This is a genomic window from Mesorhizobium sp. WSM3873 (genome assembly GCF_001672445.1).
Lineage (GTDB): Bacteria > Pseudomonadota > Alphaproteobacteria > Rhizobiales > Rhizobiaceae > Mesorhizobium.
In genome coordinates, this window is sequence record NZ_LYTM01000031.1 from 14,167 (window position 1) to 37,634 (window position 23,468).

The window sequence follows — 23,468 nt, forward strand, 5'->3', positions numbered from 1 at the left end:
AAGAGCCCGGCATTGTGTCGCGGATAGGGAGATTATCCGTTGGCGGGGTCGGCGTGGCGATGCACCAGCTTGAAGGCGCCGTCCTCCAGCCGGAACACTTCCGTCACCCGCAAGGTCATCTCGGCCGGCTGTCCGTTCTTGCCCATGCGCGCCTTCGCATGCTGCAGTCCAGTCCAGAAGGCGAGATCGCCGCTCGCGGAGGCCTGCAGCACCTCGATGTCGGTGCTGCCGCCTTGGTGGAAGCTGGCGGCGTCGCGCTCGTATCGGCCGGCAACGGCATCGGCGCCTTCGAGATGGTCGCCGCGCGGCGAAAAGAAGGTGGCCGGCTCGCTATGCGTCACGATTGTCTTCAACGACGTAGCATTGCCGTTGACATAATCCTCGGCGATCTTCTCACGCTGCTTCATGAAGGCGTCGAAGGACGAGCCGCCCGGCCGCACGGTTCTGATCCACGTCTCCAGCGCCTCGATGAAATCTTTCAGGAGGGCGGCCGTGTCGCTGTTCTTTACCGCGCCGCTGTCGTCGAGCAGCTCGGCGACATTTCCGATATAAGCCTCCGGCTGCTGCATCACCGGCATGTCGAGGAAGACGAAGGTCTGCCTGAGTGCCTGGTTGGAACCGAAGGCGCCGATCTTGCCCGGGCTGACGCTGACGACGCCGGCGGGCAGGCCTTTGAAGACGCTCTTGCCAGAGGGGCGTGAGCCGACGTCGAGGGCGTTCTTCAGGCAGCCCGGGATCGAACGGTTGTATTCCGGCGTGACGAACAGCACCGCGTCGCATTCCCCGATGGCGGCGCGGAACGCCGACCAGGCGGCAGGCGGCGTCTCGCCGTCGAGATCCTGATTATACAAAGGCAGCTCGCCGATCTCGATGAAGCGGCAGCGCAACGAATCCGGTGCGCGGGCCGCCAGCGCCTTGGCGATCTTGCGGCTGTAGGATTGGGCCCGCAGACTGCCGACAAGCAGGGCCAGCTGCAGGACGGGATGTTCGGTTGTCATAGTCATGGCGGACTGTCCAGGCTTGTTGACGGGGATCGCGACGCAAGGCGCACAGGGCGACGGCCCGCGACCTTGGACCTTTGGTCGGAGCGGCTGTGCTGGTCGCCTCTCTTTTCGGTTAATGTCCGGGCTAGCGCGAGGTTCCGCCCTCCGCTGGCCGAGCCCTGGCTGCGTATGGCCTTGCCGCCGGCGCCGTTGCACAGTATTGACGGGCTGGTGCGCGGTCGAGGGTTCCGGCCTTTTGGGCGCGCGGCTAAATGATTGCCCGGTCTTCGGGCGGCAAAGAGGTGGCCATGTCCGCGCGCATTTTCAGCCCAGCCAAAACCGCGATGCAGTCCGGCAAGGCCAAGACCGGCCACTGGGTGCTGGAATTCGATCCAGCCCAGCGCAAGAAGATCGACCCGCTGATGGGTTACACCTCGTCCGGCGATATGCTGAGCCAGGTGCGGCTCACCTTCGATACCAGGGAAGAGGCGGTCGCCTATGCCGAGAAGCAGGGCATTGCCTATCGTGTCGAGGAGCCGAAGGAGCCGAAGCGCCGGCAGATTTCCTATTCGGACAATTTCCGCTATGACCGCAGGACGCCCTGGACCCATTGACCAACCCGAGCAAAAGTGCACAGCGGTTTTCCGTCCGGAATTGCGTAACAAAATCGGAGCGGATCATCCTTTTAGATCGATCCGCATAGTCGCATCAGCCGGCTCCGGCCGGCCAGCGGTCCCGTAGCTCAGCTGGATAGAGCACCGGCCTTCTAAGCCGATGGTCGCAGGTTCGAATCCTGCCGGGATCGCCATTAATTTCAACCACTTAGCACTTCCTGGCTAAAAGGTTCCAACTCGAAAAAAGAACCGATTTCCAACTTTCAATCCGTTTCGCGGTTGCGGCCGAGGCGGCAGCGAGTTCGCGCTCAGCGCCTGCTTCGACACCCACGGAACGCTCGATGATGGCATGAAAGCGATCGTTCCCGAGGTGATCGCCCGCCGATGACCTGAATGTCTGATCCAAGTGGAAACACGGCGCCTTGACGAATTTGGATGCTTGAAGACGCGCGCGGTGCCCAGTATATCCGCGCCGAAGGGCAGACGGACTTAGAGTGTTACAGGAAAGTTATCTCGAATTTGTATTGCGCTGGCATCTGTATCGCAGATGGCATCGTCCGCCGCGTCCGAAGAGGCAGGCTGAGTTCGACTTTCATCAGCTGATGAAATCCCTTCCGCGCCATGGCCTTTTCATCGACCTCGGGGCCAATGTAGGCGACGTTACCCGGCACGCTCTCAGCTATGGCATGAAGGTAATCGCCTTTGAGCCGGACCCTAGGGCTCTCAAGATCTTGAAGGGCCGGTTCGGCAATGACGAGCGGGTAACGATCATTCCAAAAGCGGTAGGCGGCTCCGCGAGGACGGCAATCCTTAATCAGAGGCCCGACACGAAAAATGTCCGGATGACCGAGTGGTCATCTCTTTTCGAGGTGCCCGAGCACGCGAACGGCCCCGCCGTTGAAGTCGAGGTGATCGATCTCGTGCAGTTTCTGAGAGGGATCGAGGAACCGATTGCCGTTATTAAGATGGACATTGAGGGTGCGGAAGCGGAATGCATCGAGTCCATGCTCGATGACGGCATCTATCGGTCCATCGGTCATGTTCTGGTGGAGACGCACGAAAGGCTTTCGCTGGATTTGGCCAATCGGATCGCCGTGCTTCGCGACCGCATCAGTAGAGACGGGATTACCAATATAGACTTGGGCTGGGGCTGATCTCAGGCTGAGAATCACGGGAGCTATGGCTGGCTCATTTACTGCTAAATCGCAGAAGGGCTGCGGGGAGCTCTGCATATGTCTATCTTTTCCAAATGGTTGCGGGATGCCAGCTCTAAACTTCCGGAGAATGTTGCTATCGGCCGCCACACTTACGGCGTGACGTGGCGAAAGGTTCTGTTCCCATCGAAGGAATCACCTTTGCAAGTAGGGGCCTTCTGCTCGATCGCGGGTGACGTGCTTTTCATGTGCTCCGGTCAGCATTCGACCGGCAGCGCCACCTCATTTCCAATCCACAGCCGGATACTGAACCAACCGGAGCCGATCGGAAATGGCGGCAAACCAGGCGGCATCACGATCGGCAACGACGTCTGGATCGGCCACGGCGCCATAATTTTACCAGGAGTTGAGGTCGGCGATGGCGCGGTGGTAGGCGCCGGGGCGGTGGTCACTAGGGCCGTGCCGACCTATGCGATCGTAGGCGGGTCTCCGGCCCGGCTCATCAGATATCGCTTTTCGCAAGACGTCATCTCGAAGCTGCTGGCAATCCGGTGGTGGGAGTGGGAGGACGATAAAATAAAAAGAGAGGCGGGCGCCCTCACTGGTCCCATCGAAACTTTCATCGAGAAGCATTTTGTGACAGGCACCAGGCCTAAATAGGCCTACAAACGGTTCAAATGACCAATTCGTGTTTTTTTCTGGCGGCAGATGCCAAGTACTTTCCGTATGCATGCCTAGCAGCGCGCAGAATTCTCGACGTTTCGCGCAAAACGACGCCTGGTTTCATCATGCATCTCGGGGCAAATGAGGACGATGTCCGCATTGCGTATCGGTTGCTGAAAGACCGTGTCCGGATCGTGGACGTGACGAACTTCATGGCTAACTCGGGCTACCGTTTTCGGCCGGGGAGCGTCGCCACCTTCATCCGCCTGTTCGCCGACCGGTTCAGCGAATTCGCGGTATACGATCGCATCGCACATATCGACTGCGACGTTCTGTTCAACCGCGACATTGCCGATCTGGTGGACCAGCCTATCCACGCGCACCTGCTAGCGGCCCACGACGACTACATGTACTTCCGCCCGGGTTACCGAGACGAGATGTCGATGCAACCGGGCGCGCCCTATTTCAATGCCGGCATTATCGTCTTCAACATGCGGCCGGTGCGAGAGGAAGACCTGTTGAAGCAGGCCCGAAAGCTCGCCGTTGACGGACAAATGAACGACCAGAACGCGCTCAATGTCGCCTTCGAGGGCAAATGGCAGACGATGCACCCGAACTGGAATCTGATGTCGAACGGGGCCCGGGATTATCGGTTTTCTCAGGCCTATGCACGGCATTTCGCGGGCGGCAAGCCTTGGGGCAGCCAGATTGGAGTCGAGCTTGAAGCCCTCAAGATCTGGCGCGATCTGGCAGAGGATACGCCTTGGAATAAGCCCTTCCGGCAGCGGCTGCCGTTCGAGCGCGGGATAACGAAACGCTTCCTCCGCCGCTTCGATGCCGTCGGCGGTCTCTTCGGTAACGACGTGCATCGCCGCCGCGCGCGTTACGACGCGGCGAAAATGCACCGGATCTACGCAAGGCAAGCGGAAGAGGGCGCGATGGCCGTACAATTCCCGGAGGTGCTCGGCGGGTTTGGCTGATCTTCTTTCCAAATCGGCCGCATCCTGTGGATATTAGCCGCCCGTTCACCATGACTCTCTCTTTGCATTGAGCGCCGGCGGCCGGCTCGTTGAAATGGCACGGCCTGAACAACAGGCGCCCCGAAAGTCCAGCGGCCGGCGTTTTCATGTAGCCCCGTCAGGATGTCCGCAAGGGCGTGCTGAAGAGTATGCGTCGGTCGCTGCTCTCACTCGCCGGGATGCCGCAACCGATACCGCACCAAATCAAGCCCGCCCCGGCGATGGGAAGCCGGAACGGGCTCGGCTTGGGTCTGGAACCCTGTAGTCAGGAGACTACGGGGAAGTAACAGGTCGGCGGCTGCAATGTTCCGAATTTTCTGGCTTACGGGCTGCCGGGAGCAAGTCCTTGGCGGTAATTCGACACGATCCGGGTGGCGGATTTTTCCGCACGGGATCGCGACACGCTTCAGGCCAGCAGGCCGGCGGCCTTCGCTGCCTTGCGCAGTGTTTTGCGGGCTTCGGTAGGACTTCTCAAGCCGTCGAGCGCGTCGCGGCAGACGCGGCTTGCCGACCGCCAGGCGCGGTCGCGCGCCCGCCTTGGCCAGCGCAGGTCGAGGCACTCGACTGCCTCGAAGCAGCTTGAGACCTTGCGATGTCCGCTTGGTTCGAAATCGATCACGACCGGCTCGGAAAACCAGACGTCGTTCATCACATGCTCCGTTCGTATGTTGGTCTTTTGATAAGCAACGGCGCCGGCAGGCGCCTGTTGGGATGCGGGCCCCGGATGATCGGCGGACCCGCGCATTAACCAAACACTGCCGATAATGTTCCGGAGAATTTTAGAGATCAGCGATGGGCGGCCGGAGTTGGCTCACGCAGCGGATTCATTGCGCCGGCGCGCCGCGCAAAAAACGTGTGACAACGTCACTGGCCCCGCTGTCGCCCGCGGCGAGATCGGAGCCGACAGGCGGATGAACGCGGGAAGCCTTCTATGGTGATTGCCGCGCCCGCACCCACCATTACCGTCGCCACGCTGATGGGGACCGCTTTCGGGCTCTATTGGGAGGTTGGGCGCAGCCAGTTTTACACCGAACCGGACAGCAAGCAGCGGTTTCGGCCGGCGCGGAAGCGTCCGGTCAATTCGCGCGTCGTGTCTCTCTTCTACAGAAGTCAGGATGCCGCCTTGGGACTATTCGACCAGCACATGCGCTTCGCGGGCAGCGCTGATGAAGGCTTCCCTGGCATTGTCGGCCGGAACGTCGCCGCTCATAGCCCGGCGGCAGGCGCGCAGCGCCGCGCCATGCTGCACGCTGCCGGCGTCACGCCATTGGCCCGTCAGCAGTTCCACAGCCTGCTGGGCGTTGGAAATGTGTCGGATCGAGCCTGCCACGCCGACGGCGACTTCGACCGGCCTGGAAAACCATCCCTGGATCATCGCGAAACCCCTAATGCGTTGTGAGCGGATGATAAACGCGCCACCGCGCGGCAAGTTTGATCCCGATATTTCAACAGGATGTGAGCAGCGCGCCGGTAGTAGGCGTGGCTGCCGCCTATCTTCCGAGCGGCTTGCGGGACAGTTCGATGAGTTCCGTCTCATCGGTGATGCCGGCCATGTAATTGGCGATGATGCGGGAGGCGCGCGCCTCCTTCTGCTCTTCGGTTTCTCCATCGATGCGGCCGCTCTCGAAGACACGCCCCAACAGCGCCGTCTCGGCGGGCGTGAATGTGTTTCGCGACATGTTGGACACGGGCTTCTTCCTCCAGCTCATGTCCCCCTTGCTCCCCGGCTAAACATTAGCACGGGTTCGGAAACGGGGTGAGTCCTCAGGGAAACGGCGACAACGTGCGTCTTTCGCGGCGCCCGGCCGGTCAGGCTTTCGTCTCGTCGTCTGCCCGAAGGCATCCCGGAGATGGGGCCAGCTTCGCTATCTTGCTGAAAGGACGAAGCGCTGATACTCATTAGCGGCGCGGAATTATTCCGAGTCTGCGCCAACTTGCGTCGCGCAACAACGCGGCGCAGGCTGTCCGAGACCAAGATCCCGACGTGGTGGCAACCGGGTTACGGAGGGTATTGGTCGAACAAAGAAGCAGGGCAGGTTCCGACTGCGTGTCGGAGCAGGCCCATCAAATGCTCTGGAATTCCGAAGCCATTGCCCCCGTGGCCTCGGAAGAGCATGAACATGGGGAAACCGATGGTGACCAAGAAACTTACCGCCAACGCAGAAAGCGCGGCAGCCTTTCTTGCGGTGATGGGCAACGAGAAGCGTTTGCTCATCATGAACTACCTGGCCGAGGGCGAATTGTCTGTCGGCGCGCTCGCCGACAAGGTCGAACTCAGCCAGTCCGCACTCTCCCAGCATCTGGCCAAACTGCGCAGGTTTGGCCTGGTCGACACCCGCCGCGACCGCCAGATGGTCTATTATTCCTGCAAGTCGTCCGCGGCGCGTGAGCTCCTCGTTCTGCTCGACGGTCTGCTGACCATGGACAGGCCGCTCGCCGGCCCGGCCCGGCAGGCTCTTGTCGAAAGAATGCGGCCGCCGCAGGCCGCCTGAACGGCTCCGACGCGGGCGAGGGCGAGCAGCCTTCGCCTGCTTCGCCTGCGCGGCGCGCCCCCTGAAGGCGCGATGCAAACAGGATGGCAATGCGCCGGCCGGGCATACCTGCCCTGGCGGCACTTTATCATCACTTCATTCGCCGGGACGCGATCCTGGGCAGAATGCTGCTGCCGGAGAAACCGGTAGCGGCCGGATTTCGTTCATGTCGTCACGGGCTGGCCGCCGTCGTCGCCGATCCGGCCCGACTTCTCGCGCTCCTCCCATCACTTTTGATTGAAGGATGATGCGCCGGCGCGGTCGCGGATGCTCACAAGCCGATGATATTATAGCACTTTTCTGCCGCCGCCGCCCGCTCCCGGCACGCCGAGGTTTACGGATTTGTAAATCGCGCGCCGGGCTTCGGGTGGCTAGACTTTTACGCGATCCACACCCCCGGATCACCACGGGCCAGACTTCCACTTTGGCACCGTCAGAGGCTCGCCGCTCCCGGCGGGCCTCTTTCGTTTTGGGACAAAGCCGCGGATTTACGGTGCGGCCCGCCGGCGCGTAATCACGCTTCGCGCGGCGAGCACCAGCACAGTGATGATGATCAGGATCACCGAAAGGGCTGCGATCGCCGGATCGATGTTGTCGCGCAGGCCCATCCACATCAGGCGCGGCAGCGTGATGGCGTTCACCGAGGTGATGAACAGCGTCACGCCGATCTCTTCCCAGGAGAGCACGAAGGAGAGGAGCGCCGCGGTGACGATGCCGAACTTGATGTTGGGCATGATGACGCGCGTCGCGCGCTCCCACACGCTGGCACCCAAGCCTCGCGCGGCGAGGTCGATGCGCCGATCGAGCTGGCTGAGCGAGACCAGGATCAGAACGGTGGCGAAGGGCACCGTCATCACCGAATGCGCCATCGCGACACCCAGCCAGGTGTCGTAACCGAAGAAGGACGAGATGCCGGAGACCGAGGTGAGCAGGAAATAGAGCGTCACCGCCGAGACCACCGGCGGCACCACCATCGGCAAAAGCACGAAGCCGACCAGGGCGGCGGTGAAGCGCGGCTGGAACATCCACACGCCGAGGCTGAAGGTGAGCGCGAGCACCGTGGAAAGCGCGCTGCTGACCACACCGATGCGGATCGAGAGCAGGATGGACTCCAGCCAGCGCGGATCCTCGATCAGCGAACGGTAGTGGCGGAGCGACAGTTCGCCGGTCGGCATGGTCAACATGCGGCTCGGCGTCAGCGACACCGGGATGACGGCGAGCAACGGCATAAGCAGGAACAGCGCCACCAGGACGGCGAGGATGAGCGAGACGGGACCGGGGCGGTAGGTCGGCATCGCCCTACACCAATTGCTTTGGTTTGACGTAGCGGAACAAAAGCGCCATCAGCGCGCCGACGAAGACCACCAGCACGACGCTGATTGCCGCGCCCAGTCCCCAGTCCGGGCTCTGGAAGATGCGAAGATAGATGAGTTCGGCGATCATCACGCTGCGGCCGCCGCCGAGGATCGCCGGCGTGACGAAGAAGCCCAGAGAAAAGACGAAGGTGATCATCGCCGAGCCGATAATGCCCGAGCGCGTCATCGGCACGAACACCGTCCAGAAGGTGCGCATGCGGCTGGAGCCAAGCCCGCGCGCCGCGAGCAGCACGCGCTCGTCGAGGCTGCGCATGGCCGAAGCCAGCGGAAACACCGCGAAGGGGATGAGGAAATGCGACATGCCGACGATGACGCCGAACTCGTTGCGCACGAGCGTCAGCGGCTCGGAAATGAAGCCGATCGATTGCAGCCAGGTGTTGACGAGGCCGCGGTTGGACAACAGCGCCACCCAGCCGAAGGCGCGCGTCAGCACCGAGATCCAGAACGGCACCAGGATGCAGAATTCCGCAAGCACGCGCTGCACCGGGCTGCCGCGCACCCAGACGACCGTGATCGCATAGGCGGCGGTGACGGAAACGATGGTGACGATCGCCGCGATGCGCAACGTGCGGACGAATACCGACTGCACCAGCGGGTCGCTGACCAGCGCGCCATATTGGCCGAGTCCCGGCGTCGGCAAGGTGAAGCTCCACTTCACCACGCCGAGGAACGGCCAGGCATAAGCAAGGACCAGGAACAGGAGCAGCGGCGCCATCAACAGCGCCGCGCCCGTCCTGTCGGAGAGCGTGCCCCTCATGTCAATTCAGCATCTCCGCCCGCTCAAGCCGAGATGATCTTGGTGTATTCGTCGAGCGCCGCGCCGTAGTTCTTGGCGTACCACTCCATGTCGAGCGGGATCTGCTTCTTCATGTTTTCCGGATCGACCGGGTTGATGCGCTTCTTGTCGGCCGGGATCAGCGCGTCGGCCGCCGGGTTGGCCGGGCCCTGGCCGAGCTTCTCGAACATCACCAGTTCCTTCTGCGGATCCTGCGTGCTGGCGATGAACTTCATCGCAGCTTCCTTGCCGCCGGGGTTGTTCTTCAGAACCGCGAGCGCGCCGGGCGAGATCAGGCCCTGGTCCCAGATGAACTTGATCTGGCCGCCCGAGTCCTGCTCGATCAGCGAGGCGCGCGTCGACCAGACGATCGCCATGGAAGCCTCGCCGTTGAGCAGCACGCTCTGGCTTTCGGCGCCGCCGCCCCAATAGGAGACGACGTTTTCCTTGAAGGCGGCGATCTTGTCATGCGCGCGCTTGAGGTCGAGCGGATAGAGCGAGGCGGGTGCCACGCCGTCGGCGAGCAGGGCGGCTTCCCAGCTCGACACGCCCCATTTGTAGAGCGAGCGCTTGCCGGGGAATTTCTTCACGTCGAAAAAGTCGGCCATGCCGGTCGGCGCATTGGAGCCGAACTTCTGCGAGTCGTAGGCGATCACGTAGGAGAAGAAGTAGGTCGACGCGGCAAATTCCCAGCCGAAGCCCGGCCGCATCTTGCTCTTGTCAACGATCTTGTAGTCGATCGGCTCGAGCATGCCCTGGCCGCCCAGCGTAATGGCCGAGAACGGATCGACGTCGACCAGGTCCCAGGTCGGCGCGCCGCTCTTGAACTGCGCGGCGATCGCGCCCTCGGTCGGGCCCGAGCCGTCCATCTTCACCGGGATGCCGGTATCCTTGGTGAAGGCCTGGCCGTAGGCGGCGTCGTAAGCGGTGATGGCGTCGCCGCCCCAATTCACCAGCACCAGCCCCTTGGTCTCGGCTTGAGCATGGGTCGAGCGCAGCAGCATCGGCGTGCCGGCGAGCACGAGGCCTGCAAGCTGCGCGAATTGCCGGCGCGAGATCTCGCCGCGTTTTGCCCTCTCTGCGAGGGAGTCGATGGTCTGTTTCTTGGTCTCGTTCATGTCAGTTCCCCTTGTTTTAATTGATCTGATCCGGAAACCGACGCGGCGAATTCACGCCGCTTCGGTGCTCATTGCCCTCCGTCCGGCAGGAGGAAGCCCTTTTCCGCCGGCCAGGTCAGCCAGACGGAATTGCCCTTGCTCAACGCCGCCGCAGCCACCTCGTTCGGCACCGAGACGGTGACCTTCGCACCCTGGCGCGTGGTCAGGTCGAGCTTGGTCGCCGCACCCAGATAGGTCGAAGCGACAGCAGTGGCGGCGATGCCGTTTTCGCCGGCAGCTGCCTCCGGCGCGATCGACATGTGTTCCGGCCGGATTGCCAGGATAGCGTCGCCGCGGACCTTTTCTGCTTTGCAGCGCATGTTGACCGCCCGGTCCTCGCAGACACCGGTGGCGCCATTATCGGCGGGCTTGACGCCCTTCACGGGCAGCATGTTGATCTCGCCCAGGAACTCGGCGACGAAGCGGCTGGCCGGCCGGTCGTAGACCTCGTCCGGCCTGCCGACCTGCAAGAGCTTGCCGTGATTGAAGATGGCGACGCGCGAGGAAAGCGCCAGCGCCTCGCTCTGGTCGTGAGTGACGAAGACAAAGGTGGTGCCGGTCTCCTGGTGCAGCCGCTTCATCTCGGCCTGCATCTGGCCGCGCAGGCTCTTGTCCAGCGCCGAGAACGGCTCGTCGAGAAGCAGCACGCCCGGCTCGAACACCAGGGCGCGGGCGAGCGCCACGCGCTGCTGCTGGCCGCCGGAAAGCTGCGCGGGCAATTTCTTCTCGTGGCCTTTGAGACCGACGCGCTCGACCATCTCGCCGACACGGCTTTTGATCTCTGAAGCGGACTTCTTGCGCACCTTGAGCGGAAAGGCGATGTTCTGTTCCACGCTCATATGCGGGAACAAAGCATAGCCCTGGAATACCATGCCGGCGGCGCGCTGTTCGGCCGGCCGGTCGGTAATGTCGGTGCCGTCGCTGAAAAGCCTGCCCTCGCTCGGCTGCACGAAGCCGGCCAAGATCATCAGGAAGGTGGTTTTGCCGGAACCGGATGGCCCAAGCAGCGTCAGGAACTCGCCGCGGCCGATATCGAGCGTGAGATTGTCCAGCGCCCGGAACGAGCCGAAGCTCTTGCCTATCCCGTTCGCCTTGATCTCTGCGGCCCGGCCGGGTTGCTGCATCCTGCCTTCGTCCTCACGCTTGTTTCAAATCGTATGCACGGCGCGCGTTCACCGCAACCGAATAGTTTTCGTCTGTTCGGCAAATTTGATTCACGGATGGGCAGGTGGCGGGAGCGTCTCCCAAACTTGGGCGTTCGGCGGGCTCGCCAACCTTCGCGATTGGCGAAAGCGTTCATGCCGTCGTCATTCCAGGGCGGAGCAAGGAGCGAAGCGACGCGCGCAGACCCTGGTTGCATGCCGTGACCTCTGGGAGCTGCAACGGTGCAGAATTCTGATCGAGCGTGCCTTTCGCGATCGCCACGGAATGGAATCTTTGGGTCAAGTCCGAGCATGGCGACCGGACGTCGCTCCGAGGGACATCCTAAGGCGTGCCGGCGTCCCCCCGCCTTCAATACTTCGCCAGCCTGCTTTCCAAAAGCTTCGCCCGCAGCCAGTCGCTGAAGGCATTGAGTACCGGGTGGCCCGCCTTGGCATGCTCGAAGACCAGATAGTAGGAGCGCGGCGAGGGCACCGTCGCTTCGAACGGCTTGACCAGCCTGCCCTCGCTCAGCGCCCGGCGGCCGGTCAGCTCGTCTCCCATGGCGATGCCCTGGCCGGCGATTGCCGCCGAGAAGACGAGGTTCATGTCGGAAAAGAAGATGCCGCCTTCGGTGTCGGGATTTTCCACCTTGGACAGCGCCAGCCAGCGCGCCCAGTCCTCGGTATCGCTGAGATGCAGCAAGTTGGCGCGCAGCACGTCGGCGGGCTTGGAAAAGCCGCCCACCTTGTTGAGCAACGTCGGGCTGCAGAGCGGGGTGAAGGAGACCTCGCAAAGCAGCTCCACCGCGCGGTTCGGCCAGTTGCCGACGCCGAAGGCGATGAAGGCGTCGGCCTCCGGATTGCTGACATCGTCGAGCCGCCGCGGCGTCAGCACCGAGAGCGCGACGTCCGGATACATCTGCTGGAACTCGCCGATATGGGTGCACAGGAACATCGAGGCGAAGCCCGGCGGACAGGAGATGCCGAAGGAGCCGCCGACGCCGGCGCCGCTGTTCTGCGTCCCCGCGTCGCCGAGCACGGTCAGCGCTTTCCTGACATCGGCGGCGTAGCGCTGGCCGCGCGGCGTCAGCGCCACGCCCTTGCCGATGCGCTGCAAGAGATCGAAGCCGAGGTCGCGTTCGAGCAGCCTCAGCTGATGCGAGACGGCGCTGCGGGTGAGGTGGAGTTCATCGGCCGCGCGCCAGACGCTGCCGTGACGAGCAAAACTGTCGAGGGCGCGAAGCGCCTGCGTGGAAGGTATGCGCAAGAGGCCTCAGGTGAACCGAATTTGCACGAGCCGGGAAAACATATCACTTTTTGAAGAGCCGCTTCACTGCTTTCTTTGCGGCATGGAGAAACCGGTGACGACATCAGCGCAGGAAACGGCACTGGCCTGCATCGACGGCATCCAGCCGCTCTTGTCGGCCTGGACGCGCACCATCTTCGACCTCGGCGAGACCGCCTGGCGCGAGTACCAGTCCGCAGCTTGGTATGTCGATCGGCTGAAGCGTGAAGGCTTTTCGGTGGAAGAGGGCTCGGGCGGAATGCCGACCGCCTTCTGCGCGCATTGGACGAATGGCGAAGGACCGACGATCGGCATGTATGCCGAATACGATGCCGTGCCCGGCAACTGCCAGGATGCCGCGACGGTCAAGCAACCGCGGGCGGGGCTTAGCGTCGAGGCGGGTGGCCATACCGATCCGCATTCGGGCCTCGGCATTGGCAGCCTCGGCGGGCTGCTCGCCGCCAAGGCCGCGATGCAGCAGCATGGCATTCAAGGCACGCTGCGCTTCACTGGCGAGCCGGCAGAGAAGGTGAGGGGCTCGAAGCCGATCCATGCCGCCAAGGGCTATTATGACGGCCTTGCCGGCATGATCTCCTTTCATCCCTTCTATATGCTGCCGCTCTGCAACACCGCGCGCTGGGACACGCATTGCGGTGCGGCCTATGCGATGATCTACCGCTTCATTTGCGACGAGCCTCAGAATTGGGGTCGCGCAAGCGATGGCGCCCCGATCCCGCAGGCGCATTCCGCGGTCAGGGCGCCAGGTGCCAACGACGCGCTGATGATGATGTACATGGCTTCCAAGGCGCTGCGCGATTCCATGCTGACGCACCAGGGCGGCTGGTCGATCAGCGAGGCGATCCTGACCGCGGGCCAGGCGACCGCTGACAATCTGCCGGCGGGCCTTGCCGAGATCCAGTACATGATCCGCGTGCCGACCATCGCCATGGCCGAGCAGGTGACCGCCGTGCTCGACCGAAACGCGGAAGCCGCCGCCAGGATGAGCGGCTCCCGCTACGAACGCCACTGGGTGTCGAAGTCGCGCCCGGGACTGGCCAACCACGCCATGGCCGGCATCACCTATGAAGCGCTCTCGACCGTCGGTCCGCCACAGTGGAACGAAGAGGCGAGGGCGATCGCCCGCGAGGTCCAGGTCAATGCTGGCGGCGAGGCCACCGAGAATCCGTTCATCGACGAGCTGGAGCGCCTTATCACGCCGCAGGAGGCCGAGGCGATCCTGCGGCGCGACCTGCCGCCCTCGCAGGTGAACTCGACCTCGGACGACTATACCGACATGAGCTGGCACGCGCCGACATCGCGCTTGTACGTCGCCCGCCCGGCGCTGCGCTCGGCAAACGGCCACGCCTATCCCGCCTGGGCGATGAATGCGTTGGGCGGCATTGCGGCCACCATCGACCCGATGGTGACCTGCGCCTCCAAGACCGTCGCGCTCACCGCGCTTCGGCTACTGGAAGACAAGGCGGCGCGCGATGCGGCCATGGACGAATTCGTCAAGCGAACCGGCGGCGGCGTCGGCGGCTCGAGCTGGATCGCGCCGCTTTGCGACTACGAGCCGCCGATAAACTTCCGCTGGCCGGAATATGTTACCACGCCGCGCGGGCGCGACTGGTGGATACCGAGCAGCCAATGATCTCAGGCAGACCGACCCACGAGGAGAACACCATGACCGTCCATGACCGCATCGTCGCCGAGCCGTTCTCGCTGCAGCGCCGCAATCCCAATGGCGGCACCAAGCCGCTTACTGCCTGGGGCTTCGCCAACGAGACCGATGTTCTGACCGACGTGCTGCTCGGCTCGCCCAATTTCCTTCGCCATCTTTCGACCAGTTCGCTGTCCAGAAAGCATTTGCGCGAGGCGCCCTGCAACATCCAGATCGCCCAGGCGCAGCACAAGGACCTCGTCGCCGCTTACGAGCATTTCGGCGTCACCATCCACTGGCACGAGCCGACGCCGGAACTGCCGATGCAGGTCTATTCGCGCGACTCCAGCGTCATGACGCCCTACGGCGCGTTCATCACCGCAATGGCCAACTGGTGGCGGCGCGGCGAGAACTACGCCGCCATCCGCACCTATGAGAAGCTCGGCATCCCGATCTACGACATGGTGACCGCCGGCACCTTCGAGGGCGGCGACTTCAACGTCATCGAGGAAGGCGTGGTGCTGATCGGCTGCGGCGGCGCCCGCACGCAGGAGGAGGGCGCGCGCCAGGTGCAGGCCTGGTTCGACAAGGAAGGCTGGGAGACGCGCATCGCCTTCATCGACGAATACTACGTGCACATAGACCTGATGGTGGTGCCGATCGCCGAAAAGCTCACCGCCGTCTGCCTTGCCTGCACCGAGCCCGGCATCGTCGACTGGCTGAAGGGCAAGGGCCACGAGATCATCGACGTGCCCTTCCAGGACACGATGGCGCTCGGCTGCAACTTCATGTCGCTGGGCAAGGACAGGGTGATCGCGCCGACCGCGAGCAAGACGCTGATTGAAAAGCTGAAGGCACGCGGCTTCGAGGTGGCGGCCGTCGACATGAGCGAGATCTCCAAGACCGGCGGCGGCATTCACTGCATGGCGCAGGCGCTGAAGCGGGTGAAGGCATAGGAGCACGGCGCCGAAGCTGCCAATCTCCCCCCTTGAGGGGGAGATCTCCAGCAGGACAGAAGGGGGCGCGAAAGAGCGTCGATCTGTCCCGTTTCGCTCTCTCTCTCTACGCTGCGCCGGTCCACTCAGCGTATCGCCTCAGGCCCATGCCGGCGAACAGCATAATCATCATGATGGTGAAGAAGAAGGCCATGCCGAGGTAGAAGAAATTCGCTATGGGCGAAATCTTCACATACCGCACCTGCTTGAACGGCACGCCGCTCGGCTTTGTCGCCGCCAGTCCGAGCCAGAAGAAGAGGGTGACGGCAACGAGCACGCCGATATAAGGATCCATCCAGTCCGGCACTCTGACGAAGCCGAAATTGAACGCAAACGCCCGGTTCGCTGACAATAGCAGAACAGGCGATATCGAACAGGCAAACAGCATGCGTTTCATGCGGCGTTCCCCATATCCGCAGCGATAATCTCTCTTGATTGAAAGCCTGTTATTCCTGCCCGTCAAGATTGCAGGCAAGGCGCGTGCCGTTCTTGCCAATCGTTTGTTGAGCAAGGCCCGCACGGCCGGCTCGCTGCCCGCGATAACTTGCGGGATGCTTAACATGAGCGCACACTAAAATTCGGGCGGAGGGGGCTCATCAACAAGAACGGGAGGAATTCATGAATGCCATGAGCTTCACTGCCCTTGAGGGCGGCAAGACCACGGTCGATGCCGCCGCCCTGGAAACGCTTTCGACGCAAATACGCGGCACGGTGCTGCGGGAGGGTGACGCCGGCTACGACGGCGCGCGCAGCATCTGGAATGACATGATCGACCGGCGGCCCGGGCTGATCGCGTGCTGCGTCGGCGCCTCCGATGTCGTTGCCGCGGTGAATTTCGCCCGTGAGAACGGACTTCTCGTCTCCGTGCGCGGCGGCGGTCACAACATTGCCGGCAGCGCCATCTGCGAGGGCGGCCTCGTCATCGATCTCTCCATGATGAAGTCTGTGCGGGTCGATGTCGCGGCGCGGCGCGCCTGGGTCGGACCCGGCGCCACGCTTGTCGATGTCGACCGGGAAACACAGGCCTTCGGACTGGCGCTGCCGACCGGCATCAACTCGACCACAGGTATTGCCGGCCTGACACTGGGCGGCGGCTTCGGCTGGATCACCCGTAAATACGGGCTCACCATCGACAATCTCGTTTCGGCCGACGTGGTGACCGCGCACGGCAAGCTGCTGCGCGCCAGCGAGACCGAGAACGCGGACCTGTTCTGGGCGCTGCGCGGCGGCGGCGGCAATTTCGGCGTCGTCACGGGGTTCGAGTTCAAACTTCACCAGTTCGGGCCGCAAGTGCTGTCGGGCCTTGTCGTCCATCCCTTCGCCGTTGCCGGGAAGGTGCTTCGGGAATACCGCGCCGCGCTCGAAACCGCTCCCGACGAACTGACCTGCTGGGTGGTTATGCGGCAGGCGCCGCCGCTGCCCTTCCTGCCGGCCGAATGGCACGGCAAGGAAGTGCTGGTGCTGGCCATGTGCTATTGCGGCGATATCGAGGCTGGCGAAAAGGCGACGCAAAAGCTCCGCGCCATCGGCACGCCGATCGCCGACGTCGTCGGTCCCAACCCGTTCACGGGCTGGCAGCAGGCCTTCGATCCGCTGCTCGCACCTGGCGCCCGCAATTATTGGAAGAGCCATGACTTCACTGAGCTTTCCGACAGCGCGATCGAGATCACCACGACCGCGATATCCAGGCTTCCGGGTCCCGAATGCGAGATATTCTTCGGCCATGTCGGCGGCGTCGCTGGCCGCGTCCCGGCGGATGCGACGGCGTTTCCGCAGCGGAGCTCGCATTTCGTCATGAACGTTCACGCCCGCTGGCGCGAACCGGCCATGGACAAGGCCTGCATCGAATGGGCTCGAGACATCTATGAAGCATCAAAGCCTCATGCTGCCGGAACGGCCTATGTGAACTTCATGCCGGAGGATGAGATCGACCGTGTCGAAGCGGCCTATGGCGGCAATTATCGCCGGTTGCTCGAGATCAAGCAGCGCTACGATCCGCAGAACCTGTTCCGCATGAACCAGAACCTGCGTCCGAAGGAAGGACTGCGGGCCGCCTGACGGGGCAGCATGCCTCAGCCGCGCCGTCGCGACGCGTCTCGTTGACGAAGCCTTGAAGCCTGGAGCGCGTCGAGCCGTTGCTGGAGATGGCCGTTGAACACGATCATCTCCTTCAGCGCCTTCACCGGGTCGCCCTTGTGGCGGGCGATGAACCGCTCGGCGATTGCCTGAAGCGCCGCTTCCTCGCGGCTGTCGAGCCTGACGATGTGATCCATCTCGGGTGCTCCGCAGGTTTCCACTAGCATGTGAACAAAAAGGGAACAAAATTGTCAACGACGAATTGACTCAGCGAGGAACGGGTTCCTATTTTGTCAGCAGATGGGGCGGTTGCTCAGGATCACGGAGAGCCGCGTTGGGCAGACGGAAAAGCCGCTATGACAAATTGTTCCGGTCGGACGCGGAGGCGATCATTCGCGATGCGTTGGAACTGCGCCAGACCGTCCTGGCGGCGCAGCTCAATCTCAAGACCAACGGCGAAATGTACTGGCGGCTCAACGGGTTGGTGGAGAGGCTGCATGAGGTGATGAGCGCGGTGGCGGGCAGGGACCTCGATTTCCGCGCCGCCTGGCTCGACCTGCTGCCGCTGCCTGAGGATTATTCAGACCGGACATGAGAAATGGCCGGACCCATGGACAGCGTCGGCCGGGCGGCCAAGGCCAACATGCTGCTGATAGTCGAATGCCGCCACTGCTACCACGCCGGCCGCTTCAAGGCGAACGACGTGGCCAAGGTGGTCGGCTGGAACAAGCCGCTCGAAACCATCCGCTTCCGCTGCAAGCGCTGCGGCCGCAAGGACACTGAGGTCAAGACCCAGTTTATCGACCAGGACCATCCGCCCAAGGGTTATATCTGGGTGCTGCAGAAGGCGAGGAGCTAAAACAACGACCCCTGCGCCGGCGGTTCCGCCGGAAACTTGATCTGCGTCGCCGGCTTGTCCACGATCACCAGCGCGTCGTCCGGCGCCGGCCGCTGCAGCGTCTTCGCCTCCGACCACGGCGCTGTCAGCCACAGCTCGGTTTCCGGCTCGGTGGTCAGGATCACCGGCATCGCCTTCTCGTGGATCGGCGCGATCAACGCGTTCGGCCTGGTCGTCAGGAAGCCGTAGAGCTCGTGGTCGCCCGGACCTTCCTTTACCTTGCGCACGCCATGCCAGGGCGTCCACATCCCGGCGAAGAAGAACAGCGGGCGGGCCTCGCCGAGCGCGAACCAGAAATTCTTCTGCACGCCGGTTTCAGGATCCTTGTCGCCGGGCTTTGGCGAGGGTTCGGCAAAGCTCGTCACCGGCACCAGGCAGCGGTTCTCGACGCCGAGATAAGGCAGCCAGTGGGCATATTGCGGGTTGCGGATGTTGGTCGTGCCGGGATCGGCATTGCCGCGCACGCGTTCTTGCGGCGTCGGCATGCCCCAGCGCAGCCGGGCGAGCTCGCGGCTGCCGTCGGCGGCATTGCGCACCACCGGCGCCGGCTGGTTGGGATAGATGTCGACCGAAGGTTCGAGATTGCCCGAAATGTCGCGCAGCGCTCGCGTCCACTGGCGGATCGCTTCCTGGCTTGTGGTGATGTTGTAAAGATTGCACATCGGCAGCACTTCCCCGTCCCGCCGATTGTTCCCGCATTTTCCGCGGAGCGCAAACTGGTTGCCGGTGAGGCGATGGCAAGCCACACGAATTGAGGATATCGGGCGCTCAGCGTCTGCGCCCGCCGCGCCGCTTTGGCTCGGCCGGCTCCGCGGCCGGCGGCTCGCCCGGCAGGCCCAGCCGGTGGCGTTCCTCCTCGGCGAAGGCTTCGGCTTCCGCGTGGATGTTGAACAACTGATGGGCCAGCCGGCCGCCTTCGACGACGCGCACCAGCCATTGGCCGTTGATGAATTTTACGCGGACACTGTCTGGTTCGCCTGCCACCATGTGCAGCTCCAGCTCGTCGCCCTAAGAATTGCATCCTCGAACAGCAATACGATTTAACGCACGAAGGGTCGCCGCAAGCAACCGCTTATTATCCTCAGCCGGAGAATAGTTGCAAGGCACGAGCACACTTGATGTCGAAAATACAGATTTCCGGTAACGGCCGTTCAAAATGGATAAAATCCAGACACTGAAAGCTTGAAGGACACCCAAGGTAGAATTCGACTTCGATGCGGCGCCCGATCCGCGCAACGATACGCCTCTCGAGCGCTTTGGAGCGATTGTGAGCGCGTGCAGGTCCACCGCGGCAGCAGCGCTGGTTGCGGACCGATCGGTGGTGTGGAGGGCTTGCTTGCAAGGCGCGCCGACGGCCCGGCAGCCTGGGGGGGTGTTTGGGTTCGGCGGCCGGGCCTGACCGGAGTTTGCGAGCCTGCCGGCTACTTCGAACATGCGCTTGTACTAATGCAAGGGCAAGAACGACCTAGGCCCTAGGACCAAAGCAGTGGGAGGGGCGCAAACGGCCGAATACGACCACCGGCCCGCGCGAGGCTCCGGCCCGCCTCCACAGAACATTTGCCCAGCATCAGAAACCGAAGAACTGCTTGCCCACGAGGTAGCCCAGCGCCACGACTGCCAGCGGGAACAGCGCCGGCGCTATCCTGCCGAATGGCGAGGATCTTATCTCGCCCGCTGGGGCGCTGGGCTTGGCGTTGCCGAGGTTCTTGGTCATGGGTCCGTTACCGGAATTCTTGCCGGGTGACCAACAATATTAGAAGGCGCTGATTAATTTTCTCACAATTCGATTGATGCAATTTGCAGCTATCGCCGGTAGTCGCTATTCGCCCGCTGGGGTGCGCTTCCCGCTTCCTTGCCGATACCGTCAATGTCGGACCGGGTGAGCGTTACACGTGCCTGGGAACCCTTCCCGCCTTCGCCAGGTTGATATGGGAGGCGAACCACCATGCTAGATAGACCGCCTGCCGAAAACCCGGGAAGGACCCTCGCCATCGTGCTGGCGGTTGGCCTTATCATCATCGCCTTGTTCTTTATCGGCTTCAGATATTCAGAGCGCGATCAGGGAGCCTTGATCGTGCCCGGAACGGTTCAGGGCAGCAAGTGCTCGAGCCGAAATCCTTGCCTGCTGCTAGGGCGCGTAACACTTTGATTTTGCCTATCATCCCTTTCAAATCTTTTAGTTTCGGGGTTGCACGCCAGGGAAGAAACAGGTTTTCCGAAACGTTTATCGAACAGGCAACGGTCAGCGCTTGGCGCCTGCCAAGGCGCGCTCTTGAGCAAGGAACCCCTCCGGCAGCAGCGCGCACCGCGCCGAGGCCCAGGGAGACAGTACATGTCCGCTAACGCCTACATCAACCGGATCGCGACGGCGGTTCCGGAGCATGAAGTCCACCAGTTCTACCTGCGCTACGCGGCCTCCATGCTCTGCAGCGACCGCAGGAAACTATTCGAACGCATGGCCGGGCTTGCCGGCATTGACCACCGCTTCTCCTGCTTTGCCCCGGCTCTCGATCCCGAAGGGCCGTCGGTCGATCTCGGCGGGATCTTCAAGCGCGGGGCATTTCCCGGGACGGCCGCCAGAATGGCTATGTTCGCAGAGGCCGCACCCACGCTGGCACAAAAGGGCGTCGACGGGCTGCATCTCGGCAACGAGGCTTCGCGCATCACACACCTCATCGTCACCACCTGCACCGGTTTCTCCGCGCCCGGCATCGACCTCGACCTGGTTCAGCGCTGCGGCCTTGCGGACGGCGTGGAACGCACGATGATCGGTTTCATGGGCTGCTACGCTGCGGTCAACGGCCTCAAGCTTGCACGCCACATCGTACGCTCCGATCCGGGGGCAAGGGTACTGCTGGTCAACATCGAGATCTGCACACTGCACATCAGGGAAACCACCGAACTGGAAAAGCTGCTCTGCTTCTGCCTCTGGGGCGACGGCTGCGCGGCGAGCATCGTCACCGCCGAGCCGCCCGGCATCGAGCTCGACTCCTTCCGCTGCGCCGTCGCGAACGAGCAGCGCGAACTGATGACCTGGGATATCCGCGACCAAGGTTTCGACATGGTTCTTTCCGGCAAGGTGCCGGCCGCTGTCCAGGAAGCCCTGCGCAGCAACCGGGACGTGATCCTCGCAGGCCGGGCGCCGGAAGCGATCGACCTCTGGGCTGTGCATCCCGGCGGCCGCAGCATTCTCGACGCCGTCGAAAGGGCGTTTGACCTCGAGCCCGCCGCGCTCGAGCCGTCGCGCGAGGTGTTGTGCCAATATGGCAACATGTCGTCGCCAACCGTCATGTTCGTGATGGAGAAGATGCTGAAGCAGCCGGGCGGGCTGCTCGGCTGCGGCATGTCGTTCGGGCCCGGGCTGACGGCCGAGACCATGCTGTTCAGGACCGTCTCATGAGTGCGCTCGCTGAACGCAGCCTCGTTCCGGAAATCCTGGACGGGCTCGCGGCCGACGATGCGCGGGCAATCCGCTCGCGCCGCGATCTCGCCCGCATCAACGCGCTGATGTTCCAGGCGCCGATCATGGCCTCGCTCATGCGGAAATTTTTGGCGAGGCCGCCGGGCCGCATCCTGGAGATCGGCGCCGGTGACGGCACCTTCATGCTCAGGGTGGCGAGGCGCATGGCACGCGATTGGCGCCAGGTGGAGCTGACGATGCTCGATCGCATCGGCCTCGCCACGCCGAAGCTCGCGGCGGATTTCGCCGGGCTGGGATGGACGATCGAAACCATCACCGCAGATGTCTTCGATTGGGCAGAGAGGGCGGATGGCAGGGCCTTCGACGCGATCACGGTCAACCTGTTCCTGCATCATTTCAACGATGCTGCACTGCTTCGCCTGTTCTCGCTTTTGCGGCCCAAGGCGCCGCTCATCCTGGCGACGGAACCGCTGCGGGCGGGCTTTGCACTGGTCGCGGCTCGGCTTCTGCCGGCAATTGGCGTCAACGACGTCACGCGACATGATGCGGTTGAAAGCGTCCGCGCCGGCTTTCGCGGCCACGAGCTTTCCGATCTTTGGGCTGCCGCCGGCGGCAACCCGCTCGAGGAACGGCGCGCAGGGCCTTTCTCGCATGTCTTTGTCGGGGCCTCGGCGATCCAGGTCGGGGATGCGCCCAGGGATAAGCCGTGAAGCGCGCATCCACCCACGATGCGATCATCATCGGCGCCGGCCCGGCGGGCACGTCGGCGGCGCTGGCGCTCGCCCGGCGCGGATGGGCTGTCGCGATCGTGGAGAAGAGCGCGTTTCCGCGCCGCAAGGTATGCGGCGAATACATCTCGGCAAGCAACCTCGCGCTCCTTGACCGGCTGGGTATCGGCGATGCTTGGCGCGGCGAGGCCGGTCCGGAAATACGCCGGGTCGGCCTCTTTTCCGGCAATGCCAGCATCGAGGCGCCGATGCCGGGCGCGCGATCCGGACCCGCAGCAAGAAACGGCTTCGGCCGCGCGCTTGGCCGCGACATATTGGACACGCTGCTGCTCGACGCGGCCCGCTCGGCTGGCGTGCAAGTGTTCCAGCCCTGCCGTGCCGTCGCCATCGAAAGGGATGGCGACCGCCAGGCGGTGCGGATCCAGACTACAAGCGGCAGTCCCGGCGAGGAGGGGATGACCCTGCGGGCATCGGTAATCGTCGCTGCACACGGTTCGTGGGAGCCGGGGCCGCTGCCGAGCCAGCTCGGGAAGCAAAGCCGCTCCTCGGACCTGCTCGGGTTCAAGGCGCATTTCACCGGGTCGGCGCTGCCGCCCGATCTGATGCCGCTGCTCACTTTTCCCGGCGGCTACGGCGGCATGGTACTCGCCGACCGTGGCCGCCTATCGATCTCGTGCTGCATTAGGCGCGACGTGCTTGCCCGGCTGCGCGGCAGCCTTACCCGCGAACGCGGCGGCCATGTTCCGGCGGCCGAAGCCGTCGAGCGTCACATCAGGGCGACATGCCGGGGCGCACGGGACGCGCTGGCGGATGCCCGTCTTGACGGTCCGTGGCTCGCCGCCGGTCCGATCCGGCCGGGCATCCGCGCAGGCTACGAAGCGGACATCTTCCGCGTCGGCAATGTCGCTGGCGAGTCGCATCCGATTATCGCCGAGGGGATATCGATGGCGCTTCAGTCCGGCTGGCTTGTGGCTCAGGAACTCTGCGGGGC

27 protein-coding genes, 1 tRNA gene and 1 pseudogene are annotated in these 23,468 nt (G+C 63.3%); 15 read left to right on the forward strand and 14 right to left on the reverse strand.

The features are described 5' to 3' along the window. Positions 1-32: 32 nt before the first annotated feature. On the reverse strand, positions 33-1,004 hold the full coding sequence (locus A9K71_RS19165; protein ID WP_156752712.1) for an NAD(P)H-dependent oxidoreductase: 972 nt from the start codon (positions 1,002-1,004) through the stop codon (positions 33-35). Between the two features lie 287 nt (positions 1,005-1,291). Between A9K71_RS19165 and A9K71_RS19170 the strand changes: the two genes are divergently transcribed. The 5 genes and pseudogenes from A9K71_RS19170 (at position 1,292) to A9K71_RS19190 (ending at position 4,394) form a co-directional block, all read left to right on the forward strand. Next, entirely contained in the window at positions 1,292-1,597 is a 306-nt protein-coding gene (locus tag A9K71_RS19170) for an ETC complex I subunit (protein ID WP_066999298.1), read from the forward strand. Positions 1,598-1,714: 117 nt separating this feature from the next. After that, positions 1,715-1,791: transfer RNA gene (locus A9K71_RS19175), tRNA-Arg, on the forward strand. A 330-nt stretch (positions 1,792-2,121) separates the two neighbouring features. Continuing rightward, positions 2,122-2,751, forward strand: coding sequence for an FkbM family methyltransferase (locus A9K71_RS19180; protein ID WP_143749078.1), 630 nt, complete (start codon positions 2,122-2,124; stop codon positions 2,749-2,751). 330 nt (positions 2,752-3,081) lie between these two features. Next, positions 3,082-3,333: pseudogene (locus A9K71_RS33035) on the forward strand (DapH/DapD/GlmU-related protein); the annotation flags it as partial. A gap of 95 nt (positions 3,334-3,428) precedes the next feature. Continuing rightward, entirely contained in the window at positions 3,429-4,394 is a 966-nt protein-coding gene (locus tag A9K71_RS19190) for a glycosyltransferase (RefSeq protein WP_082980598.1), read from the forward strand. Between the two features lie 445 nt (positions 4,395-4,839). On the opposite strand, the gene A9K71_RS19195 is transcribed toward A9K71_RS19190, so the two are convergent. The 3 genes from A9K71_RS19195 to A9K71_RS19205 form a co-directional block, all read right to left on the reverse strand. After that, positions 4,840-5,082: a DUF982 domain-containing protein gene (locus tag A9K71_RS19195; RefSeq protein ID WP_066999301.1), complete on the reverse strand. Its 243-nt coding sequence runs from the start codon at positions 5,080-5,082 to the stop codon at positions 4,840-4,842. A 480-nt stretch (positions 5,083-5,562) separates the two neighbouring features. After that, the gene (locus A9K71_RS33040; RefSeq protein WP_348627001.1) at positions 5,563-5,970 is read right to left on the reverse strand and encodes a DUF982 domain-containing protein; all 408 of its coding nucleotides are present in this window, start codon (positions 5,968-5,970) and stop codon (positions 5,563-5,565) included. Then, positions 5,924-6,142 (reverse strand): hypothetical protein, encoded by a 219-nt coding sequence (locus A9K71_RS19205; RefSeq protein ID WP_245299680.1) that lies wholly within the window; start codon positions 6,140-6,142, stop codon positions 5,924-5,926. Before A9K71_RS19205 ends, A9K71_RS33040 begins: the two co-directional genes overlap by 47 nt. A gap of 423 nt (positions 6,143-6,565) precedes the next feature. On the opposite strand from A9K71_RS19205, the gene A9K71_RS19210 reads away from it, so the two are divergent. Next, positions 6,566-6,925, forward strand: coding sequence for a metalloregulator ArsR/SmtB family transcription factor (locus tag A9K71_RS19210; protein ID WP_066999308.1), 360 nt, complete (start codon positions 6,566-6,568; stop codon positions 6,923-6,925). A gap of 83 nt (positions 6,926-7,008) precedes the next feature. Then, on the forward strand, positions 7,009-7,212 hold the full coding sequence (locus A9K71_RS31640; protein WP_156752713.1) for a hypothetical protein: 204 nt from the start codon (positions 7,009-7,011) through the stop codon (positions 7,210-7,212). 240 nt (positions 7,213-7,452) lie between these two features. Here A9K71_RS31640 and A9K71_RS19215 read toward each other — a convergent pair whose 3' ends face one another. The 5 genes from A9K71_RS19215 to A9K71_RS19235 all read right to left on the reverse strand — a co-directional run bounded on the left by A9K71_RS19215 (position 7,453) and on the right by A9K71_RS19235 (position 12,681). Beyond that, positions 7,453-8,259 carry an ABC transporter permease gene (locus tag A9K71_RS19215; protein ID WP_066999249.1) on the reverse strand — a complete coding sequence of 269 codons (807 nt, stop codon included), beginning with the start codon at positions 8,257-8,259 and terminating at the stop codon, positions 7,453-7,455. A 4-nt stretch (positions 8,260-8,263) separates the two neighbouring features. Continuing rightward, positions 8,264-9,097 carry an ABC transporter permease gene (locus A9K71_RS19220; RefSeq protein ID WP_066999251.1) on the reverse strand — a complete coding sequence of 278 codons (834 nt, stop codon included), beginning with the start codon at positions 9,095-9,097 and terminating at the stop codon, positions 8,264-8,266. 23 nt (positions 9,098-9,120) lie between these two features. Continuing rightward, complete coding sequence (locus A9K71_RS19225; RefSeq protein ID WP_066999254.1) at positions 9,121-10,233, reverse strand: ABC transporter substrate-binding protein; 1,113 nt, start codon at positions 10,231-10,233, stop codon at positions 9,121-9,123. Between the two features lie 68 nt (positions 10,234-10,301). Continuing rightward, complete coding sequence (locus A9K71_RS19230; RefSeq protein WP_066999257.1) at positions 10,302-11,396, reverse strand: ABC transporter ATP-binding protein; 1,095 nt, start codon at positions 11,394-11,396, stop codon at positions 10,302-10,304. A gap of 388 nt (positions 11,397-11,784) precedes the next feature. Next, a complete protein-coding gene (locus tag A9K71_RS19235) occupies positions 11,785-12,681 on the reverse strand; it encodes a LysR substrate-binding domain-containing protein (protein ID WP_066999260.1) in 897 nt (298 codons plus the stop codon). Between the two features lie 82 nt (positions 12,682-12,763). Here A9K71_RS19235 and A9K71_RS19240 point away from each other — a divergent pair, with 82 nt between their 5' ends. Together A9K71_RS19240 and A9K71_RS19245 are read left to right on the forward strand one after the other, a co-directional pair. Further along, positions 12,764-14,350 (forward strand): peptidase M20, encoded by a 1,587-nt coding sequence (locus tag A9K71_RS19240; RefSeq protein ID WP_066999263.1) that lies wholly within the window; start codon positions 12,764-12,766, stop codon positions 14,348-14,350. 32 nt (positions 14,351-14,382) lie between these two features. Further along, positions 14,383-15,315: a dimethylarginine dimethylaminohydrolase family protein gene (locus tag A9K71_RS19245; protein ID WP_066999266.1), complete on the forward strand. Its 933-nt coding sequence runs from the start codon at positions 14,383-14,385 to the stop codon at positions 15,313-15,315. A gap of 106 nt (positions 15,316-15,421) precedes the next feature. Here A9K71_RS19245 and A9K71_RS19250 read toward each other — a convergent pair whose 3' ends face one another. Further along, on the reverse strand, positions 15,422-15,916 hold the full coding sequence (locus A9K71_RS19250) for a hypothetical protein (protein ID WP_143749670.1): 495 nt from the start codon (positions 15,914-15,916) through the stop codon (positions 15,422-15,424). Positions 15,917-15,972: 56 nt separating this feature from the next. Between A9K71_RS19250 and A9K71_RS19255 the strand changes: the two genes are divergently transcribed. After that, a complete protein-coding gene (locus A9K71_RS19255) occupies positions 15,973-17,412 on the forward strand; it encodes an FAD-binding oxidoreductase (protein WP_066999272.1) in 1,440 nt (479 codons plus the stop codon). Between the two features lie 14 nt (positions 17,413-17,426). Here A9K71_RS19255 and A9K71_RS19260 read toward each other — a convergent pair whose 3' ends face one another. Further along, positions 17,427-17,627, reverse strand: a complete 201-nt coding sequence (locus A9K71_RS19260; RefSeq protein WP_066999275.1) for a hypothetical protein — start codon at positions 17,625-17,627, stop codon at positions 17,427-17,429. 137 nt (positions 17,628-17,764) lie between these two features. On the opposite strand from A9K71_RS19260, the gene A9K71_RS19265 reads away from it, so the two are divergent. Together A9K71_RS19265 and A9K71_RS19270 are read left to right on the forward strand one after the other, a co-directional pair. Then, entirely contained in the window at positions 17,765-18,025 is a 261-nt protein-coding gene (locus A9K71_RS19265; RefSeq protein ID WP_066999278.1) for a hypothetical protein, read from the forward strand. Between the two features lie 3 nt (positions 18,026-18,028). Then, complete coding sequence (locus A9K71_RS19270; protein ID WP_127325419.1) at positions 18,029-18,289, forward strand: hypothetical protein; 261 nt, start codon at positions 18,029-18,031, stop codon at positions 18,287-18,289. On the opposite strand, the gene A9K71_RS19275 is transcribed toward A9K71_RS19270, so the two are convergent. The 3 genes from A9K71_RS19275 to A9K71_RS32125 all read right to left on the reverse strand — a co-directional run bounded on the left by A9K71_RS19275 (position 18,286) and on the right by A9K71_RS32125 (position 20,042). Continuing rightward, the gene (locus A9K71_RS19275) at positions 18,286-18,990 is read right to left on the reverse strand and encodes an SOS response-associated peptidase (protein ID WP_066999284.1); all 705 of its coding nucleotides are present in this window, start codon (positions 18,988-18,990) and stop codon (positions 18,286-18,288) included. The two genes, A9K71_RS19270 and A9K71_RS19275, sit on opposite strands and share 4 nt — an antisense overlap. Positions 18,991-19,096: 106 nt before the next feature. After that, complete coding sequence (locus tag A9K71_RS19280) at positions 19,097-19,315, reverse strand: hypothetical protein (protein WP_066999287.1); 219 nt, start codon at positions 19,313-19,315, stop codon at positions 19,097-19,099. 580 nt (positions 19,316-19,895) lie between these two features. Further along, a complete protein-coding gene (locus A9K71_RS32125; protein ID WP_082980599.1) occupies positions 19,896-20,042 on the reverse strand; it encodes a hypothetical protein in 147 nt (48 codons plus the stop codon). A 618-nt stretch (positions 20,043-20,660) separates the two neighbouring features. Here A9K71_RS32125 and A9K71_RS19285 point away from each other — a divergent pair. The 3 genes from A9K71_RS19285 to A9K71_RS19295 form a co-directional block, all read left to right on the forward strand. After that, the gene (locus A9K71_RS19285; protein ID WP_066999290.1) at positions 20,661-21,728 is read left to right on the forward strand and encodes a type III polyketide synthase; all 1,068 of its coding nucleotides are present in this window, start codon (positions 20,661-20,663) and stop codon (positions 21,726-21,728) included. Next, complete coding sequence (locus tag A9K71_RS19290; protein WP_066999293.1) at positions 21,725-22,459, forward strand: methyltransferase domain-containing protein; 735 nt, start codon at positions 21,725-21,727, stop codon at positions 22,457-22,459. Before A9K71_RS19285 ends, A9K71_RS19290 begins: the two co-directional genes overlap by 4 nt. Beyond that, positions 22,456-23,468, forward strand: a 1,013-nt coding sequence (locus A9K71_RS19295) for an NAD(P)/FAD-dependent oxidoreductase (RefSeq protein WP_066999295.1), incomplete at its 3' end; no start/stop codon positions are given. The genes A9K71_RS19290 and A9K71_RS19295, both read left to right, overlap by 4 nt.